This is a genomic window from Bifidobacterium sp. ESL1130 (assembly GCF_058507935.1).
In genome coordinates, this window is record NZ_CP196379.1 from 1,625,988 (window position 1) to 1,645,830 (window position 19,843).

General features: G+C 57.6%; 10 protein-coding genes and 1 tRNA gene. 5 read left to right on the forward strand and 6 right to left on the reverse strand.

Going from position 1 to position 19,843, the window contains the following annotated elements:
- Nucleotides 1–102 precede the first annotated feature (102 nt).
- Both ACSYSO_RS06390 and ACSYSO_RS06395 read left to right on the forward strand, forming a co-directional pair.
- On the forward strand, nucleotides 103–1,995 hold the full coding sequence (locus ACSYSO_RS06390) for an isopeptide-forming domain-containing fimbrial protein (RefSeq protein WP_491701707.1): 1,893 nt from the start codon (nucleotides 103–105) through the stop codon (nucleotides 1,993–1,995).
- A gap of 374 nt (nucleotides 1,996–2,369) precedes the next feature.
- Nucleotides 2,370–4,283 (forward strand): hypothetical protein, encoded by a 1,914-nt coding sequence (locus ACSYSO_RS06395; RefSeq protein ID WP_491701708.1) that lies wholly within the window; start codon nucleotides 2,370–2,372, stop codon nucleotides 4,281–4,283.
- Nucleotides 4,284–4,441: 158 nt separating this feature from the next.
- Here ACSYSO_RS06395 and ACSYSO_RS06400 read toward each other — a convergent pair whose 3' ends face one another.
- From ACSYSO_RS06400 to ACSYSO_RS06415, 4 genes are all read right to left on the reverse strand, one after another.
- A complete protein-coding gene (locus ACSYSO_RS06400; RefSeq protein ID WP_491701709.1) occupies nucleotides 4,442–6,949 on the reverse strand; it encodes a glycoside hydrolase family 2 TIM barrel-domain containing protein in 2,508 nt (835 codons plus the stop codon).
- A 323-nt stretch (nucleotides 6,950–7,272) separates the two neighbouring features.
- Nucleotides 7,273–10,212 (reverse strand): glycoside hydrolase family 3 protein, encoded by a 2,940-nt coding sequence (locus ACSYSO_RS06405; RefSeq protein ID WP_489799883.1) that lies wholly within the window; start codon nucleotides 10,210–10,212, stop codon nucleotides 7,273–7,275.
- 399 nt (nucleotides 10,213–10,611) lie between these two features.
- On the reverse strand, nucleotides 10,612–13,509 hold the full coding sequence (locus ACSYSO_RS06410) for a glycoside hydrolase family 3 protein (RefSeq protein ID WP_489799881.1): 2,898 nt from the start codon (nucleotides 13,507–13,509) through the stop codon (nucleotides 10,612–10,614).
- A gap of 306 nt (nucleotides 13,510–13,815) precedes the next feature.
- Nucleotides 13,816–14,847 carry a glycosyltransferase family 2 protein gene (locus ACSYSO_RS06415; protein ID WP_491702078.1) on the reverse strand — a complete coding sequence of 344 codons (1,032 nt, stop codon included), beginning with the start codon at nucleotides 14,845–14,847 and terminating at the stop codon, nucleotides 13,816–13,818.
- Between the two features lie 362 nt (nucleotides 14,848–15,209).
- Between ACSYSO_RS06415 and ACSYSO_RS06420 the strand changes: the two genes are divergently transcribed.
- Nucleotides 15,210–15,926, forward strand: a complete 717-nt coding sequence (locus tag ACSYSO_RS06420) for a TetR/AcrR family transcriptional regulator (protein ID WP_489760286.1) — start codon at nucleotides 15,210–15,212, stop codon at nucleotides 15,924–15,926.
- Between the two features lie 91 nt (nucleotides 15,927–16,017).
- Here ACSYSO_RS06420 and ACSYSO_RS06425 read toward each other — a convergent pair whose 3' ends face one another.
- The gene (locus tag ACSYSO_RS06425) at nucleotides 16,018–17,742 is read right to left on the reverse strand and encodes a C69 family dipeptidase (protein ID WP_489760287.1); all 1,725 of its coding nucleotides are present in this window, start codon (nucleotides 17,740–17,742) and stop codon (nucleotides 16,018–16,020) included.
- 152 nt (nucleotides 17,743–17,894) lie between these two features.
- On the opposite strand from ACSYSO_RS06425, the gene ACSYSO_RS06430 reads away from it, so the two are divergent.
- Together ACSYSO_RS06430 and ACSYSO_RS06435 are read left to right on the forward strand one after the other, a co-directional pair.
- Nucleotides 17,895–17,967 (forward strand) — tRNA-Lys (locus ACSYSO_RS06430).
- Nucleotides 17,968–18,086: 119 nt separating this feature from the next.
- Nucleotides 18,087–19,001, forward strand: coding sequence for a nitroreductase family protein (locus ACSYSO_RS06435; protein ID WP_489760288.1), 915 nt, complete (start codon nucleotides 18,087–18,089; stop codon nucleotides 18,999–19,001).
- A 32-nt stretch (nucleotides 19,002–19,033) separates the two neighbouring features.
- Here ACSYSO_RS06435 and ACSYSO_RS06440 read toward each other — a convergent pair whose 3' ends face one another.
- On the reverse strand, nucleotides 19,034–19,801 hold the full coding sequence (locus ACSYSO_RS06440; protein WP_489760348.1) for an amino acid ABC transporter ATP-binding protein: 768 nt from the start codon (nucleotides 19,799–19,801) through the stop codon (nucleotides 19,034–19,036).
- Between the last annotated feature and the right edge of the window lie 42 nt (nucleotides 19,802–19,843).

A 19,843-nucleotide genomic window follows, 5' to 3' on the forward strand; every position in this document is an offset into this window, starting at 1 on the left:
AAAGTTTCATGAATAATATCAACGATTCATTCGCCTGGACAGGGCGGGCGGCTTAGGGCTCGCCCAATCATGTACAGCAAATGTTTCCTGAAAGGATTCACATTGAAGAAATCATCAAAGCTCTCGCTGGGTCTGGCAACCATCGTTGCCGCCTCGCTCGGCCTGACTGCAGTCAGCGGCTCCGCCATGGCTGCGTCCACCGTACTGCCTGTTGGCTCCGGTGCTACTATCACGATTAATGGTTCAGATGCCCTCAATCCTCTGTCCGGCCACAAGTTCAAGGCCGTGCAGGTTGGCGGATACGCCGATGCTGAGACCGACGGCACCGACCTCACCAACGTTTCCGTAAACACCGTCCCCGCCATCCAGAGCGATGCCGCCGCCGTACTCGGCGAGATGGCTGCTGCTGGCGAAAACATGGGCTTCACGGGCGGCACCGCTGGAGTTGACCCTCACTACACCGGCAACGCCATCGGCCAGGTTGCTGAGCACTGGCTCGGCTATACCGATGCCTCCGCCACCAACAACGTCGACACCACGTCGAACGGCGCTCACGCTTATGACGGCGCTCTTCGCCACTTCGTGACCAAGCTGCAGAACACCGCATCCTTCAAGGCTGCGCTTGCGGCAGCTACGGAAACCACGGAAGCAGCAGCCGGCGCGGCTTCGGTTTCCATTCCGGGTCTCACTGAGGGCATTTACGTTGTCATTGACACCACTGCCATGCCTTCCACCAATCCTGCCACTGGCCACAGCTCCTCAGCTCCCATGCTTGTGGGCACCACGGTCGGCAACGGTGCGACCGCTCCTCAGAAGACTGGCGGCTATTCCTTCACTGCCCAGCCCTTGGGCGTCATCAACATGAAGAACGAGAAGCCCGGCCTGACCAAGGAATCGAATGCAACCGGCGCCGAAGGCCCCGGCAGCATTCTGACCTACACACTGAAGCAGCACGTGCCGAACACCGCCGCAGCTACTGATTACACCTTGCTCATCAAGGATACGCCGAGCACCGGTCTGCAGTGGCAAGGCTCCTCCAATGTTGAGATCAAGGCCACGAAGAAGGGCGCTGCTGAAGCAGTGCTCTCCCCGAGTGACTACTCCATTCGTATCGAGGGCACTCCGGCTCCCGATCCCGCTAGCCCTTGGACCGGCGACGGTACTTCGCAGATCATCTTCGATCTCTCGAACGCAGTGAAGAATCAGGGTCTCGAGTTCGACTCCATCATCACCATCACCTACAAGATGAAGGTAGTTGACGATGGTACCGGTAGCTGGTCCAACAAGGCTCGCTACACTGCTTGCTCCACCGTCTCCAGCCAGGATCCTCAGTGCTACACGACCGAGGCTACTTACCCCCAGGGTACCCCCAGCGCCAAGACCTACAAGCTTGAGCTCGACAACAAGTCCAAGGCTGACGAGAGCCTCATCGCCGGCGCCAAGTACACCATGAAGGATGCCGCTGGCAACCCTGTCACCTTCAACCTCGGCGCTAACGGCGAGTACGTCCGTGCCGAAGGTGCCGCCATCACCGCTCAGTCCGTGACTGAGATGGTTGTGCCTCGCGCTGCCGTGACCGATCCCGGTGCCGATGGCATCCTGCAGATCACCTACCTGCCCAAGGGCACCTACACCATCACGCAGACCGCTGGCCCCGAAGGCTACTCCAACACCTTCAAGCCCGAGTTCACGGTCACCGTTGACGAGGTTGTAGATCCTTCCACCAGCACGGTATCCACTCACGGTAACTGGACCAACAGTGGCGATGCTTGGGGTCTCGTAGCGGCCAACAGCACCCCCACCGACATCGATGGCGCAACTGCCTTCTACGTGGTGACCGTCTACTCCGTCAACAGCATCACCCAGCTGCCTATGACCGGTGGCGCCGGCGTCATTCTCGCCGTCATCGTGGCCATTGTGCTCCTGGGTGCCGCTGGCACGCTGACCTTCTACAAGAAGAAGATGCAGAAGCAGGTTGTAGCTGCCGCCATCTGAGCCTCACCGCTCAGTGCCTAGGCACTAACAACTGAATTCAGAGATTGTCCCCTTCGGCTCTGGCCGGAGGGGACAATTTTGTATTGCGCCCTGCGACCATGCACCGTTACGACCATGCACCGTTACGGCAACATACCATTGCAGCCATGTACTGTTGCACCCGCACCATGAAGTTGCAGCGTCAGTCTCATATTCTTGCAATATCCGTCTCCCATCGGCTCATCACTGATACACTGAAACAGAACGCAACCGCGTTCCAGATGATTCACACATTCAGGCAGGGAAAAGTAGTTTTAGAGATGTAACAGATGAGCAGTGCCCCTTCCTGATAGCAGTGCGTGAATACACCTGCACCCTCAACCAAAGGCACTCCAATGACACACCTCAACTCAAAACGACTCCTCGCCACTTTAGGAGCCGCAACACTCACCCTAGGGCTGACAGCACCACTGACCGCACAGGCTGCGGAACCAGCGGAACTGTCATTCCCAACCGCGCTATCACAACCCAACAGCCAAGATACTGATCTTCAAACCGACAACATTGATTCGCTTATCGGAGTGACAACAACCCAAGAATCGCCAGACAATCCAACCACTCGCTCTTCCTCTGGCGGAGCATCGCGAGCCGCTTCCCAGCCCCGCCCCGGACATTCCGAAAACGTACCTGCTGGACAACTCAGCGAAGCTCCACGAGACGTGGCCATTCCAGGCATCACCTTCCTTGAAAATTCCAGCGTACAGGTTCCCCAGCAAAACCCCACATACACATCCAGTGCGGTTAAAGCCTCCCCCTCGTCACAAGGCACCACCGACGGCATCTCCATCAACGGTGTCAAACAGGACTACAACGCACAGATTCCCTACTGGTGCAGCGCAGATAACGACAACTACGCTTCACTGCACCTGTGCTACCGCAAAACGAACCTTTTCAGCTGGCTTTCCAGCTATGCATCGTTGGGAGAACAGCTCTCACTCATCTCCAATAATCCTCACATCATCTTCAACGATGAAACAGTACCGGCTGACGTAGCCGCCTTCTTAAAGACAGGAGTCCTTCAACGCTCCATGCAAAATTGGAACTTGCTGCTCGGCAAGGACTTCTTCCTGCTCAAATCACAACTCACGTTTACTCCAACCAACCAATCCGGGAAAATCGTTGCCAACGCCGAACGTGACTATATTCAATGCCTCCAGCTATCGACCGATTACCGCAAGGGAGTCGCCGCATCAGCCAACCATCAGACACTCAATATCAATACGACTTCTTATAACGACGATATTGCCGAGTTTGCAAAGAAAGCCACACCAGGAGGGTTCTTTACTCGCGGATACTCTTTCGAACGTGACAATGAAACTCAACCAAGCCAGCAGCGTACCACAGCAGTGGGTTGGAACTGGTGCGGAAGCGGAGCATATCTTGAATGCACGCAAGGCTCAACATTTGAGGAAGCCAACGGATACTGGATCGATCTTGTCAACAAGGCGTGGGTCAGACACATGAATCACGAACTCGGCCACGTCCTTGGACTGACCCATCCTCTCGACCCTACGCAATCCACAGACAGCAGAGGAGACTACATCAACGGCCCGCTGGTCATGCAGTACAATAATGACAGTCTTAATTCCATGCTGGATGGCAGCCTGAACACATCTGTGCAATACCGCATGATTAAAGACTCGATTACCGCAGGTGCCAACTTCCTGCGTAACAGTCCTAACGGTAAGCAGCCAGTGGCCCAACGCAGCATCAAAGTCACCGTCAAAGACGCCAAGGGAAATGCCGTGTGGTGGCGGAGAGCACCCATATCGAACAGCACACAACGCGTGGGATATTACGGGGCATACAGTTGGACTTCTGCACCTTCTTCTCGGTTGCGCGACAATCAAAGCGAACAGCTGCAACGTTTCACCAATACTATTGCCTTCACGTCGGCTGGTTTGGATCAATGGTCTCCGACCAGCCAGTTGCCGGCAGTCAATGCGCCGAGAATGTCTGGATACAAAGTTTCCGTGGATGGCGGCCATAGTTGGTCTGACACCGCCACCGTTCCCGCACTCACCTTGCCCTCCATCACCCTAAGGACTTGTTACTACAACAGCGCACGCAATTGGGGCACTGCTGGGCTAGATTGCCCAGTGACGAACTTCGGCTTAGCCAAGCCTGCTGACGTGCAAGTCATCTACGCGCCGGCTTCTAGCGTGAAGAACATGAAGGCGAGCGATGAACTCTCCGACAAGCAGAGCGCAGTGCTGCCGCTCAAGCAACAGTTTGAACAAGTCTCGTAGCAATAGCCTCGTTTACCAGGCTCTCTGCTTCGACTGAACGTGCCCCTCCGGTCAAGAAAAACCGGAGGGGCACTCGCATCTCTCGCATCTCTCGCAGCGCGCAAAGCCACTGCCGATGCCGATGCCAATGCCGCTAATATATGGAAAACCCTACCTCGTCACAACGCGCACATGACTGAATGGGTTCCATCGCTCACGGTCAGAGTGGGACGGTCACACCCTCCGACTCGCACCACAGCGAGCGCCTGACCGAAGTAGGTTTCGCTCTCACCGCTGAGATAACTGCCTCGGTTGAATGGTGCGGCGCTGCCGAACGCCAGCAGTTGCGCGTCGCCAGATACCTGTGCGTGCAGCGTGCCGCGAGCCATGGGTTTGATTGTGCCTTGGCTGTCGGTGTAGCGCACGTTGACGAATATTACCCGCTGTTGTGCAGTCCCGGTTTCCACATCCAGCCGCAGTTCGGTATCCTCCCCTGCGCTGACCAGCCTGTGCCGTCCGATTTCCACACCACGGGCATCGTAGGCCGCTGCTTCCAGAACGCCGGGAGCCCATGGCCATGCGAATCGGGCCACACAGCCGCCGTGCAGTCGCCGTGTACCGATGTTCTTACCGTTGAGCCATAGTTTCACTGTGGCGGCGCGCGCATACACTTCTATATAGGCTGGCATCCCGTCGCACCCGTTCCAGCTCCACGAGGGTACGGCATCACTCATTTTCCACGCGCTGGGCGAGTGCTTGCTCCCAACATGCGTGGGCGGCCTGACCGCAATAAGCGGCCCGGACTCCTCTTCGAGAGCAACCCTCGTATATAGCGCTTCCCCAAGCGGCGATCCGTTGAGGTCGAGACGGCCCGATCCCGCTGAAACCCAACCAAAGTCGCTGCCCAAGTCTGCGTAATCGTCACACTCCCATGCTCCCACGCCCACTTCGCCCAGGTAATCCATGCCTGCCCAGACGAAGTCACCGATGAGCCTGGGATTCGCTTTGGCCAGCTCCCGAAACTCGTATGCATCCGAGCAGAAGGTCTCGGTGCCGAGTATGAGACGCTGTGGGTATCGCTGCAAATCCTTGCGATACCGCGTGATGCCGTAGTTGTATCCGGCCACATCCATGCGAGCAAAGGCATCTCGGGTCACCGCGTCGCAGGCAGGCAATGCCGCTCCTGTTTTCATCACATCAGCACCAAGCAGCCCGGCCATCTGATTGAAGAATTCGCTGCCGACCGCACGCTGAACGTCGGCGGTGCCGGCACGCTGCGCACCATGCCTAACGATGCTGCGCACCGCACCGTTCTTCGGCCTCTCACCGGGCACATACTGGTGAGCTTCATGCTTGTGCGCCGATTCGATCTCATGCCGCGCCTTCGCATCGGAATATTGGCCGAACCCGAGACTGCTGAGCAGGTTGAAGAAGATGTTGACGCCACAGGTCACCGGGCGCGTGGGGTCGAGCCGGTGCAGATGCTCGCTCATCTCCTCTGCCAGCCGAATGCCTCTTCGTTGAGCGGTTTCGCTCACTTCGTTGCCGGTGGAATACATGATCACACTAGGATGGTTACGGTCTTTTGCCACCATGTCCGCCAGGTCGGCGCGCCACCAGTGGGGCAGCTGGGAGGCGTAATCGTATGCGGTTTTGTGGATATACCATTGGTCGGCGTATTCGTCCACCACCAGCATGCCGAGGCGGTCGCACGCTTCCAGCATGGATTTTGAGCACGGGTTATGGGCGGAGCGTATGGCGTTGTACCCCTGCCGTTTGAGTAAGCTCACCTTGCGCTCTTCGGCCTGCGGATAGGCCGCCGCCCCCAAAATACCGTTGGTATGGTGCACGCAGGCTCCTTGGAGGATGACGCGTTCGCCATTGATCAGTAGACCGTGTTCGCCCCATTCCAGTGTTCGGATGCCGAAGGTGACCTCTGCGGCATCGCTCTGGCTTGCGGTTTGCTGGGACGGTGCCGCTGCTGGCAGGAAATCCACACGGCAGCGGTAACGATTTGGCTCGTCCACAGACCACAGCCGGGCTTGCGGAACTTCCAATTTCACAGCACCTTTGCCCGCAGGCAGGTCCACGGTTCCTTCGGCAGCGCAGGTGTCAGGTTCATCATCCAGCGGATACAGTCGCACCCTCGCCTCACCCGGCACCGTAGCCTGAACCGTAACCTGCACACGCGCAGGGTCGGCACTCACTGTGGCAACGCTCACGCCGTTGACTTCCACGTGGCCTGCGGGACCCACCCATAGACCCACCGGACGGTAGATGCCAGCGCCTGAATACCAACGGCTGTTGGGTTGATCGGCATTGCGAGCCACTACCCGTATCTCGTTCTCACGATCGAAATAAAGCTTGTCTTCGAGGTCGACATAGAAATTGGTGTACCCGTACGGCCTGAATACCAACCGTTCGCCGTTCACCCACACTTCGGCGTTGTGGTATACACCTTCGAATTCCAGCAGCAGCGCCATCCCCTGCCACGAAGGTTCGGGCACAAACCGCTTGACATACTCGTAGTCGCGCCCTTCAAACCAGCCTGCATGGCGACCGGAAGGAGCTTGCTGGGCGCGCGGTTCGGCAAGCATGGCGTCGTGAGGCAGAGTGACTGGTTCATAAGGCTCATCCGTGTCAAGGTGCCGGAAACTCCACCCGTCATTGAAATCCAACCGACGCATCTTCCCCTACTTCCCGGTTCGGCATCGAACCATATGCCAGTATGCAGTCAAGTCTACTCAACGCTATGCCGGACGTATCTTAAATCAGGCCTTCTTAAGTCAGACACTCTGATATCAGCCAGACCTCCACGCTCATCATGCGCGGCTATCGGCATGTGCAGAACAGGTAGCTAGCAAGTTGATCCGCCAGCACATACAAAACGGGCAGTCGCAACCGAAATTGCAACTGCCCGTTAGCGTTGGCGCAAGCCGGAGACCGGTTTGCCCCTGCTCTCAAATCAGGCTTTCAGGAAGCCTGAGCGAGAACGGTGCGGGATGGAGGCTTACTCCTGTCCCGGCTCGGATTCTGCCGCAGCCGTGGCCGCAGCTACCTGAGCCTTGCTCTGTGCACGACGCTTGAAGAAGCGGCGGAAGGCCACAATCTCCAGGACGATGAAGAGCACTGCCGCGATGGCCCAGACCACGTACATCGCAGTCTTCCACATCGGGGTCGGCACCTTGGGCTCGCCGTTCTCATACACCCAGCTGTTGGCCGAAGAGTAGAGAATGTTCTTGCAGGCCTGACGCATGGCCTTGACCGAGGTGGCGGACTTGTCCGTCACGTGGTTCGAGGTCTTCGTGGTGGCCAGCATGGTGTCGTTGCCGGCACGCACGGCCTGGTCAGCGTTCATGTAGCCGTAGCCCGCGAAGTAATCGGTGACGGCGAAGCCCTTGAAGCCCCACTCGTCGCGCAGCACGGTGGTCATGAGCTTCGGGTTTGCAGCGGACCAGGTGGGTCCGATGTAGTTGAAGGAGCTCATGACGGCAGTGGCGCCGCCCTGCTTGACGCTCATCTCGAAGGACTTGAGGTAGACCTCACGGATGGCCTGCTCGTTGGCCCACTCGAGGCACATGTTGTTACGGTTGGTCTCCTGATCGTTGAGCGCGAAGTGCTTCATGAAAGCGTTCACACCCTTCGACTCGGCACCGGCGATCTCACCGGAGGCCTGGTAACCGGAGAGCACGGCATCTTCGGAGAAGTACTCGAAGTTACGACCGGAGAACGGGCTGCGGTGGATGTTCTGCGAAGGAGCATACCAACCGGTCACGTTCATGTCGTGTGCCATGTCGCCGATCATCTTGCCGAAGTCGTTGGCGATCTTGTGGCTCCAGGTGCAGGCAACGGACACGGAGGACGGCAGACCGATGGAGCCGACCTTGGTGAAGTTGTTGTTCAGAGCTGCCGGGCCATCGGCGTCGGTGAGCTGTACCTTGCCGACGGAGTCCACGGCGGGGGTGCCGTAGCCGCCGTTGGCGGTCAGGGAGTCCATATCCTTCATAGTCAGCTCATCGAGCAGCTTGTCCCACTCAGGATCGTTGTAGTCCTTGCCGCGCAGGTCGGCCAGACGCACGTTGTTCTTCGCACCCGTGGTCGGCATCTTGTCGGAGTCGTTGTTCTTCAACGCCTTCTGGAAGTTGCCGTTGTTGGTGAACTCGCTCTTGACCTTGTCGCTCATGGTGAAGTTCGTCGGAGCGGCGGTGGCCTGAGCGTAGTTTGCGAAGTGGCCGGCGCGGGACAGGTAGGTGACGCCCTCGCCCTTGGCTTCGTCGAACTGGTTCGTGGCCACGGTCTTGTCGCCGTTGTGGGTCTTCGACTTGGAGTTGTAGGTGATCGTGGACGGAATGTTCACGGTCTTGGAATCCAGCACGGTGTGCGAGTCGGAGTTGATGGAGATGTCGTAATCACCCTGCTCCAGCACGTAAGCCTTGGCCTTGTTCTCGTCGTAGGAAGCCATGTCGTCGTCCTTGAAGGAGATCTTCAGGGTCTGGGACTCACCGGGCTTGAGCTCCTTGGTCTTGTCGAACTTGACCAGGTTGGCGCTGGACTTCTCGATGCCACCCTCGGTGTACGGCGGGTTGTAGTAGACCTCGACGACGTCCTTGCCGGCCTTGTCGCCGGTGTTCTTGACGGTCACGTCGAAGGAGACCTTGCCGTTCGAGTGGGAGATGGAGCCCATCTTCTGGTCGAACTTGGTGTAGCTCAGGCCGTGACCGAAGGGATACTGCACGTAGTCGGTGTAGTTGATGAGGCCTTCCTTGGCGGCGGTCTCATAGAACTTGTAGCCCACGTAGATGCCCTCGGTGTAGTTCACGAAGGTCGGCTTGACCGTGTTGGTCTTGCCACTGAAGCCACGCACTTCCTGCGCCAGGTCGTCCACGTTGGTGTATTTGAAGTCACCGGTGTTGTTGTTGGTGACGCCCTTCTTCACATCCTGCAGGAAGGTGTCGGAGGTCTTGCCCGAAGGGTTGATCTTACCGGCAAGCACCTTGCCCAGCGAGTTGAAACCGGTCTGGCCGGCAGGCGGGCACCATACCACAGACTTGATCTGCGGGTAGTCCTTGACGAAGCTCAGCTGCATCGCGTTGCCGCCGTTGTAGACCACGGTGACGTTTTGGAAGTTCTTGGTGACCAGGTCGATCATGTCCTTCTCGGTCTGATCGAGCTCGAGGAAGGACTGTCCGTCCTTGAAGTCCTCATAGTCCTTGGAGTTGTTGTTGTAGGGAACGCCTTCGGCCTTCATGTTGGTGGGAAGGTCGAGACCCTCGCCGCCTTGACGGGCCAGCACCACGACAGCCTCATCGGAGAACTTCTTGGCGTTGTCCACGGTCTGCGTGCTGTACTGCTTGGCGGGAACTTCGGGCAGATCCCATTCGGGGCCGAACATGACCTTGGCCACCGGGCGCTTGGGAGCGTACTTGGTGTACATGTCCGACAGCTCGGTGTTGGTCTGCAGGCCGGCGTTCTTCATGCCGTCGAGCAGGGAGACCGTCTTGTACTGGTCGTTCATCTGGCCTGAGCCGGTGCCCGCGTAGATGGGGTTGGTGGAAGCCCAGCCGAACACGTTGACCTTCTTGCCCTTGAGAGGCAGGTTGGAGTCGTCGTTCTGCAGCATGGTAATGCCTTCAGCCTGCACGTCCTCAGCCATCTTCTGGGCGCGAGCCTTGGTGGAATCCTGCAGCTCGTACTTCTGGGCCGACGCGTTGTTGAGCAGCGTGACCAGCGGCCCGTTCATCATCGTCGACACTGCGGCCACAATCGCAACCATCACGATCAGCCATGTCTGGCTACGCACCATCTTGCGTGTGCCCACGTTCTTCACCGTCTTTTTATTGACGGCGACGCTGATGACGACAGCCAGCACCAGAAGCACGCCGATTACCACCAAATATGGTATAAGCGACTTCAAGACGTTGACGACATCAGCCATGTTGATTTGCAGCATGGTCTGCCTCCTTCTTGAATCTCCGCAGAGATCAAGGCGAGCCGCCGACAGCTCTTGTCGACGACCATAGTCAGGCGCACACAGCCCACTTGCCGCGCACACCATCAGGTGAACCCTTAACTCGCATCCCTTCGCGAGCGTAGGGTCTGCACCCCATTATGCCTTGCTGTCTATTGCATCAGAAAGAGCTGTGAGAATAAGGGGTAAACGACAAACTGTAGCGTGGTGTGCATGTTTTGCGCAGCCACATTCCACAAGCGGTATGCGATGGAGCGTGAGTGGCGAGGAACTCAGGAGGCTACCGCGAACCCCAACCACTCACTTTCGTATGCATCACTCTCCTTTCCGCTCCATCGTTATCACCGCCGTTTTCTCAACACCTGTCAAGGGCAGCAGTCACTATGCCCTTTGCTTCTTGCGACGTGCAAGAAAGCGCCGTATGGCCACCGCTTCCAGCACAACCGCCACCAGCACCAGGACAACAGCAGTCACTATGTAGGCGATCTTCCAGGCCGGCGTTGCCTGCTTGGGCTCACCGTTTTCGAACATCCAACTGTTCACCGTGGTGTAGAGGATGTTCTTGCAGGCACGGCGCATGGCGATCACCGAAGTGGCACTGTGGTCGGTGACATGGTTGGTGGTCTCGGTGCTGGCCAACATGATGTCGGTGCCGCCGCGAATCACTTGGTCGGCATTCTGGTAGCCGTAATTCGGCCCGGAGAAGTAGTCGGTCACCATCATTCCTCGGAAGCCCCACTCACCGCGCAGCACCGTTTGATTAAGCGCCTTTTGCGCACTGGTATATGTGTTGCCCACATAGTTGAACCCACCCATCAACGCCTGTGGGGTCTTGCTGGATTGTTTCATGACCATCTCGAACGGCTTAAGATAGATCTCACGCATGGCCTGCTCGTTGCTCCACGTGCACAGCTGACCGTTGCGCTGCACTTCCTGCTCGTTGAGCGCGAAATGCTTGGTGAAGCTGTAGATGCCATGGTCGGCGGCTCCCAGCACTTGCTGGGCAGCCATATCCCCCGTGAGCACCGGATCTTCGGAGAAGTATTCGAAGTTACGGCCGCCGAAGGGACTGCGGTGCATATTGACCGAAGGCGCATACCACCCGGAGACGTTCATATCGCGTGCCATGGTGCCGATCGCATCGCCGAAGCGGTGCGCGATGTCCTTGTTCCAGGTGCAGGCCACCGTCACGTTCGAAGGCAATCCGATGGAACCCACTCCGGTGAAGTTGTCCTTCAACGCCGCCGGACCGTCCACGTCGGACATACGCGGTTTGCCTATGGATGCAATCGCAGCGTTCTGATAGCCGCCGTCAGCGATGAGCGTGTCCATGTCCTTGAAGCTCAACTCATCGAGCAACTTGTCCCATTGACCGTCATCGAAGGACTTGCCGCGCAGATCCGCCAGACGCACATTGTTCTTGGCACTGGTGGTCGGCATCGTATCGCCGGGGTTATCGAACTTCTTCGGATCGTAGTTGCCGTTGTTGTAGTAGGTCTTCTTCACATTGTCGGGCATCGCATAGTCAGTCGGGGCTGCGAGCGCTGCGCTGCTATTGGAGAAATGCCCGGCACGACTCAGATAGTTGACGCCGTTGCCTGCCACGTCGTCGAACTGGTTGGTGGCGGGCACCTTGTCGCCGTCGTGCGTGTTCGATTTCGTGTTGTAGGTGATGGTGTCGGGAACGTTCAGCGTGTGCGATCCGATGACATGATGGCTGTCGGAGCGGATGGAGATGCCGTAGTCGCCCTGCTCCAGCACGTAGGCCTTGGCGTTCCTATAGTCGTAGGACGCCAGGTCATCGTCCTTGAAGGAGATGTGGATGCGCTGGGACTCTCCCGGCTTCAACTCCTTGCTTTTGGCGAAGGTAACGAGGTTGGCGCTGGCTTTCTCGATGCCGCCGTCGGTGTACGGCGGATTGCTGTAGACTTCGACAACGTCCTTGCCGGCGTTCTTGCCCTTGTTCGTCACGGTCACGTCGAACGATACCTTATGCCCGCTGTAGGTCACCTCGCCCATGTGCTGGTCGAAGTTCGTGTAGCTCAGGCCGTAGCCGAACGGGTACTGCACCACGTCCTCGTAGTTGATGAGCCCTTCGTCCGCGGCGGTCTCGTAGTATCGGTACCCCACGTAGATGCCTTCGGTGTAGTTGACGAATCGGGGCGAGCGTGTTCCTCTGGCCGATTCAATCTGGAACTCCTGGACGTTGTTGTAGGGGAAATCACCGAAGTTGTTCCATGACGGCGTGAGTTTCATGTCGGTCAGGAAGGTGTCGGAGGTCTTTCCCGAGGGGTTGACCGAGCCGTTGAGCACTTCGCCCAAGGCCTTGAAGCCCGCCTGACCGGGGTGCGGCACCCACAGCGCCGACTTGATCTGGGGATAATCCTTGAGGAAGTTCAGCTCGAAGGCGTTGGCGCCGTTATAGACCAGTACGACGTTGCTGAAGTTGCGCGACACCAGGTCGAGCATGTCTTTCTCTGACTTGTCGAGTTCAAGATAGTGTTGACCGTCGGTAAAGTCGGCATAGTCCTTGGAGTTGTTGTGGTAGGTGATGCCTTTGGCGTTCATATTGGTGGGCAGATCAGTGCCTTCGCCGCCCACTCGGGAGATGACCACCATGGCGGTGTCGGAAAATTGCTTGGCGCCGTTCATCATGGAGTCGCTGTAGTTGGAAGCAGGAGGCTCCGGGAGCGTCCAGTCGGCTTCGGTCACGCCGATGACGCCTCGGGCTTTGGCGTAACCGGTGTAGAACTTCGACAGGTCGGTGTTGGTCTTATATCCGGCCTGCTGCAAACCGTCGAGCAGCGATGTGGTGGAATATGATTCGTCGAGCGCTCCGGAACCGGTGCCGCCATAGACCGGATTGGTGGACGCCCATCCGAACACGTTGAGGTTCTTGGAAGCTCCTTTGTTGGACAGCGGCAGCATGTCGTCGTTATTCTGCAGCAAGGTGATGCCTTCGCGTTCGATGTCGACCGCGAGCTTGTTGGTCTTGGAGATACTGGACTGTGACAGCGTGTGCTTGGTCGCGGTGGCCATGGTGATCATGCTGTTCAACGGCCCGGAGAGCATGGTGGCCACGGCGGCGATGCTGGCGAGCGCGGCTGCAACCCAGGCGCTCGAGTGTGTGAGCTTACGTACCGCACGGTCTTGCACCGTACGCCTGTTGACTGCGGCGGTGACGATCAGCGCCAGCACCAGCGCCGCTGCGATCACCACCAGTTCCACTCGTATTGATTTGACGACGGCCATCACGTCGTCGATATTGACTCCGAGCATGTTTCTCCTTCTTTGGATAACTGAAATCTCTCTGACACATCACCGCTACATTGCGGAAGACTAGGAACGGCACATGCGTCTGATTCCAGCAAACAAACTTCAAGCACCTGAAGTTTCAGCAAAACTGCCAAGCTGTCAAAATATCAGCACAACCTGCGTATCTTCGCAGCGCAGTGCATTCGTGCATACCGAACGTCATATAACCGTATATTCGGCAGAGAGAAGACATCTCCTTGCTCGGTCACGAGCCCGAAAAGGCTGCGGTGCCTGTCATGAGAGAAGGTCCCATGCAAGAAGAACTCGGAATCAGTTGAAGCCGATCACATTTTCGGCCACACGGTAGCCGTAACGGATGAGCCAGCGTCCGGTGGCTCCAGGCAGGTTGATAGCCAAGGAAGGCAACTGCTTGCGCACATCATGAGAGATGGCGGGCGAATGTTGTTTGAGATTGTCCCACATCTGGCGCTTCACCTCGTAATTGTGCGGGTCCTTCGACAGGATGAGGAACACGCTGGCGACCACACTGTTGATGGACAGGAAGTGAATCATGTATCGGTACAATCCGCGCGAGACCATGCCGGGTTCAGGCGTGGCATCGGCCATGATGCGGTTGATGCGCACCAGCTGATCCACACGGCTCACCATCACATCGGTTTGTACGCTCTGACCGTCCCTGCCGATGAAATAGTGGTACAGCGGAGTGTCCAGATAAATGAGCGAAGACACCCACGGCAGCGGCTGATACGCATAGATGAAATCAACGTAGAACGTGTGCTCGGGCAGGATGGTATGCGCCTGACGCAGCACTTCGGTACGGAAGGTCAACGCGTGCATGATGAGGTATTGCGCGATGCCGAAACGATGCAGGTCATCCCATTCAAGACGCACGTCGGCATCCATCACACGGTTGAACCGCACCACATGCTTGCGCCGCTTGCCCACCTTGTCGTACACGTAGTCGGTGACCACCATGTCAACCGGATTGGTTGAGCCTTGCTGGGCGCGCAACACGTCAAGCATACGAGACAGAGATCCTGCATCCACCCAGTCGTCGGCATCCACCACTTTGACATAGGCTCCGCGGGCTTGGGCCACACCGGCGTTCGTGGCGCCGCCATGCCCCTTGTTGTTTTGATGAATCGCGCGCACTACGCCAGGATTGGCCGCAGCCAAAGCATCAGCCAATGCCGCAGTGCCGTCGCACGAACCGTCGTCCACCACCAGCACTTCCACGTCGTCCGAACCGGTGGCCGTCAGCGAGTTGACACAGCGTTCCAGATAGTCCTCCATGTTGTATGCAGGGACTACGAACGTAAGCGTTACATCACCGGAGGGTATTGCCGCAACCGTTTGCGACGCATGGAAAGGCGTACCGAGTGGGCTCGGCGAAGATGCGGCAGTGCTGTTGTGATGCATGGTTCCTCAATAAGTACGATGTGCCCGACTTCAGACAACAAGACAAATCTAGCACCACCTGAGCCGAGCCGCTAAGCCCATCACACGAAATGTAACCTTTCACACATAGACTGAGCACTGCTGACAACCACCACGAAACCGGCGTTCGGCGCGCCGTCACTGCGCAGACATCGCTTCACCGCTTTTACCAGCAGCGAGAATTCCACTCACACTTCATCGCAGCTGCCGCCGAAGAACATGGTACGGCCGCAAACCTAAGGGCGGAGATTCTGTATGATGACAGTATGGCCAACACTTCGAGAATGACATCATATCAACGACGCGAACAGCTGATAGCCATAGGGCGCGCACTGTTCGCCGCAGAGGGTTTCGAAGCGGTGAGCGTAGAGGAGATAGCGGCTGCCGCCAAAGTGAGCAAACCGATTGTCTACGAGCACTTCGGAGGCAAAGAGGGGCTGTACGCCGTAGTGGTGGATCGCGAGATGCGCAAGCTGACCGACACCCTGATCAACGCGCTGTCAGCCAACGACGAGCATCCCCGCCAAATCGTGGAGCGCACCGCATTGGGACTGCTCACCTACATCGAAGAGAATGCCGAAGGATTCCAAGTGCTGGTGCGAGACTCCCCCAGCACCGATCCGGCCAGCTCTTTCAGCTCGCTGTTGGGAGACGTGAGCATGCACGTCGAAGAGCTGCTGGGCAAAGCATTCAAAGCCCATCATCTGCCCGTCAAAACCGCACCGTATTACGCACAGATGCTCGTAGGTATGACCGTATTCACCGGGCAATACTGGGCAAGCCACCCAAAAATCAACAAGGAACAAATCGCCGCGCACATCGTCAACCTGGCATGGCACGGTCTCTCCCGGCTCGAACCCAAGCCGGAGTTGCGATTCGAAGGCCACAACGGCAAAGCTATAGACAGTGCCGCCAAGGCTGACAATATCGACAACGCTGGCAGCACCGCCAATTCCAACAGTCCCGACAGCCCCGCCGAGTAAGCACACCAGGGGCAGCGCCGCAAACTCGGGAGCCTTGTCTCCAACGAATTCAACAGGCATGCTGCCCCTGACCAATATCTAGCGCACTATGTCAGCGAGGGCGGTCGGAGAGCGCAAAAGCATTGTTCATCAGGTCGCTCGACGTAAAGAGCACTTGGGAGAGCAGCTTCTGATTGCGCGCCTGCAAGTAGTCCGACATGCGCTGATTTGCACGTTCCAGCAACGTTGGTAACGCTTGGCGAGACGTTGACTGCGCAACCGTGTGAGCAGCCTGATCTGTTTGGTCCACAAACATGTGCCCGTGCCCCATCACATCTTCATGGAACGCCTCGAGCGCATTGCTGTTGGGATTGTAATGCGCGTCGGCAATCACCGAAATCAAACGGTTGGTCCAATACAACGAGTTAGTGTCCACCTCACCGGTGGTATCACGCAAGTAGGCAGGGGTATCGGCCACTGACGTATAGAACGGCACCGGGCAGGTAAAGGGTTGCGCGCCGAAGGCAAGCCACATCAGCGAACGGTAAGATTCCGGCATGTACGGGCGGATCTGCATGATGGCCATGTGGCCTGTGCGGCTGATACCGATGGGACGATACCGGTGACGAGTCTCTTCGGTCCCCAGACGCCCGTAAGGATCATACGGTGTGTCTTCGTAGTGGGAGCTGAGCACCATGTCCATGTCTTCGAGCGTCACCTTACGCTCAGGCACGCGCGCCCAGGGCATGTCCTCCGAGATGGGAGTAAAACGCGCGTCCGGCGAATCCCAGTCATCGCTCGGGTTCAGGCAACGCTGCATATACCAAGCACGAGGCGTGTTGTAGATGTGGTCCTTGGTGGTGGCCGTTCCAAACACATGGCGCGGGTTCATGTGACGCCACCGGTCTTCCCCACTCTCCATGGACCGGTCAAGATGATTGGCTGCAATAAACTCGCGCATATCCTGCGAGCACAGGAAATCACACGGTTTTTGCTCATCACCGTCATAGGCAAGTGCCGCCTCAAGATCGAAATCATCAATGCCCAGCTGATTGGGAATCGCGGCGTAGCAGTCGTCCGGCACACGCTTGGCAATCCAGTGATGCCCACCGATGGTTTCCACGTACCAGACTTCGTTCACATCAGAGATGCTCACACCGTTGGCTTCATATGTTCCGTACTGTTCCAGCAGCGACCCCAAGCGCACCACCGCTTGGCGAGCCGTGTGCACATACGGCAACACCAGAGTGATGATATCTTCTTCGCCGATTCCCCCCGGAACCTCTTCGCGCACCTGCGCATCGGAGGGAATGTCGCTCAAGGCACTGGGTGCCACATCGGAAGGCAGCAAATCATTGACCTGCAGGCCCGTGTCCAGAATGCTGCCGTCATACGGTTCAGCCTCACCGTGCAACCGCCAGAACCGATCTACGGCAAGCTCACCGCCATCACCCTGCGATTGGGAACCATTGGCGGCGGCATGTTCGGTGCGCGCCTGTCGCAGCTCGACCATCGGATCGGCTCCGAGTACCCGCTCGTTGACGGCGATGGTTTCCGTGGCGCTCATTGCCACGTTACGCTCGCTCACACCAGCTTCGGCCAGAATACCGCGGTCACGCAAGGCATCGGGAGCAATCGTGTACGCGCAGGGATCATCCGGCAGATCAATCTCAACGTGACTGAGCGTGCTGCGGTAGTGGCGCGGTTGATCCTCGGGGCGCACAGCCACCAAACGCTTGGGATCATAGCGACCGTGACCGGAGTCGTCGTCACGCGCAATCAGCGTGGACCCGTCGTAGCTAGCGTTTTTTCCTACAAGAAGAGTGGTACAAGACATAGCCCGATTCTACCTACTGCCCACTACCCATGCCCGCACCATACATACCACAACAATTCAAATTTGACAGGCGGCAACGCCGGAGAGTCAAATTCACAAAACGAGAGACTTCCGTGTGTCTCGTCAAGCAACGCTGTATAATGGCTTTTCGTGCCCCTCTGGCTCAATGGTTAGAGCAGCGTCCTTTTAAGTCGTGGGTTGTCGGTTCGAGTCCGACGGGGGGCACTTTTGCTGTGTTCAGCATTCCCGACTTTCAGCGATGTAGGTGCTTAGTACCGTGTATTGGCCATTCACAGCAGCCAACACGAAACGCTAAGTTCCAGCAGCATGAGAAAATAGTAAGCATGAACACACTTGAGGATCTGGAACAACGACATTCCGTGCGCTCCTACACCGACGAGGCCGTCGATGGCGAAACCTTGGCCCGCATCCAGCATGAAATCGAGGTCTGCAACGCAGCTTCCGGATTGCACATCCAAATGACAAGCGGATTGGACGACGCCTTCATGGGCTGCAAAACGCATTACGGCAGGTTCCGCAATGTCCACAACGCCATTGTGTTGATCGGCAAAGGCAAGGGACTCACTGGAGACGAACTCAAGCACGCCGCCACAAGTGGAACAGCAGAGGATGCCGACGAAATCGCATTGCAAACGAACGTCGGATACTGGGGCGAGCACCTGAGCGTGTTCCTGGTGAGCCTAGGCCTGGCGACCTCGTGGGCCGTGCTCGACAATGCCACCGATGGCTGGTGGGACCTCAACCCGGGCGAACATATCATCTGGGTGTTGGCGTTCGGCCATCCCGCAGGCAGGATTTCGAAATGTCGCAGCAAAGCCATGACTCAATTGTGCGAGATTCCCGATGACATGTCGCTGGATTGCGGTTGCTCCAGCACAGAAGCGAACAGCACAGGTACGGGCTCGCCAAGCGTAAACCTACCCAGCGCAAGCTCACCCAACACAGACAAACCCGGCACAACCGCTGCACCGACGCAAACTGCGGGAGAATCCCAACCGGCACCGCAGTGGTTCCTGAACGGCATGCAAGCCGCGATGCGTGCTCCCACATCGCTCAACCAGCAGCCGTTCGTCTTCACTTTGCACAGCGGAACGAACGGCGAGGCGACCGTAAGCGCCCGAGCGAGCGAGGGGCTTTTCGCCCACGTGGGGTTGGGCTGCGCCATGTACAACTTCGAGATTGGCGCAGGGCCAGAACACTTCAACCAGCTGCTCTGGCGCACGGCAAATCAACAGTGATCCAACCCCGGGTCGATAGACGGATTAGGTTGTTACAGCACCTTTGAGAGGAACGACTTCAGGCGTTCGCTCTTAGGATGGTTGAAAATCTGATCGGGTGTGCCCTGCTCCTCAATCACACCACTATCGGTGAAGATGACGCGGCTGGACACCTCTCGCGCAAAACCCATCTCATGAGTAACCAGAATCATCGTCATGCCTTGATCCGCCAGACGACGGATTACTTCAAGCACATCGCCGACCATCTCCGGGTCAAGAGCACTCGTGGCCTCGTCAAAGAGCATAATCGACGGATTCATAGCCAAGGACCGCGCAATGGCAACACGCTGCTGCTGACCGCCGGAAAGAGAGGACGGCATGGCATCCTTCTTCTCCGACAGTCCGACCAAATCAAGCAAGCGGGCTGCGGTTCGGCGAGCCTCCTCCTTGGGTGTCTTGCGCACCATGGTGGGAGCGAGCGTGATGTTCTCTTCCACACTCATGTTCGGGAACAGATTGAAGTGCTGGAACACCATGCCGATCTGCTCGCGCACCTTGTCGATGTTCACGTCCCTGGAGGCAATATCCTCACCGTTGACCACAACCGACCCCGAAGTCGGCGTTTCCAAGCCATTGAGGCAACGCAGCAACGTTGATTTGCCGGCGCCCGAAGGCCCGATGATGCACACCACCTCACCCTTGCGCACCTGCAGGTCAATGTGCTTCAACACCTGCGTATCGCCGTAGCTCTTGCACAGGTCGCGCACGTTCACCACCAGTTCACCTGCATCTGCTGTGCCGGCTGCAGCGCCGTCGGTCATGGCAGTATCAGCTGCGGTCGCACCCGATACTGTAGCGTTTCC

Excerpts from the sequence above, each read along its gene's own strand:
- ACSYSO_RS06395 (WP_491701708.1), top strand. The coding sequence starts at position 2,370 with ATGACACACCTCAACTCAAAACGACTCCTCGCCACTTTAGGAGCCGCA.
- ACSYSO_RS06400 (WP_491701709.1), bottom strand. The coding sequence starts at position 6,949 with ATGCGTCGGTTGGATTTCAATGACGGGTGGAGTTTCCGGCACCTTGAC.
- ACSYSO_RS06405 (WP_489799883.1), bottom strand. The coding sequence starts at position 10,212 with ATGCTGCAAATCAACATGGCTGATGTCGTCAACGTCTTGAAGTCGCTT.
- ACSYSO_RS06410 (WP_489799881.1), bottom strand. The coding sequence starts at position 13,509 with ATGCTCGGAGTCAATATCGACGACGTGATGGCCGTCGTCAAATCAATA.
- ACSYSO_RS06420 (WP_489760286.1), top strand. The coding sequence starts at position 15,210 with ATGGCCAACACTTCGAGAATGACATCATATCAACGACGCGAACAGCTG.
- ACSYSO_RS06425 (WP_489760287.1), bottom strand. The coding sequence starts at position 17,742 with ATGTCTTGTACCACTCTTCTTGTAGGAAAAAACGCTAGCTACGACGGG.
- ACSYSO_RS06435 (WP_489760288.1), top strand. The coding sequence starts at position 18,087 with ATGAACACACTTGAGGATCTGGAACAACGACATTCCGTGCGCTCCTAC.
- ACSYSO_RS06440 (WP_489760348.1), bottom strand. The coding sequence starts at position 19,801 with ATGACCGACGGCGCTGCAGCCGGCACAGCAGATGCAGGTGAACTGGTG.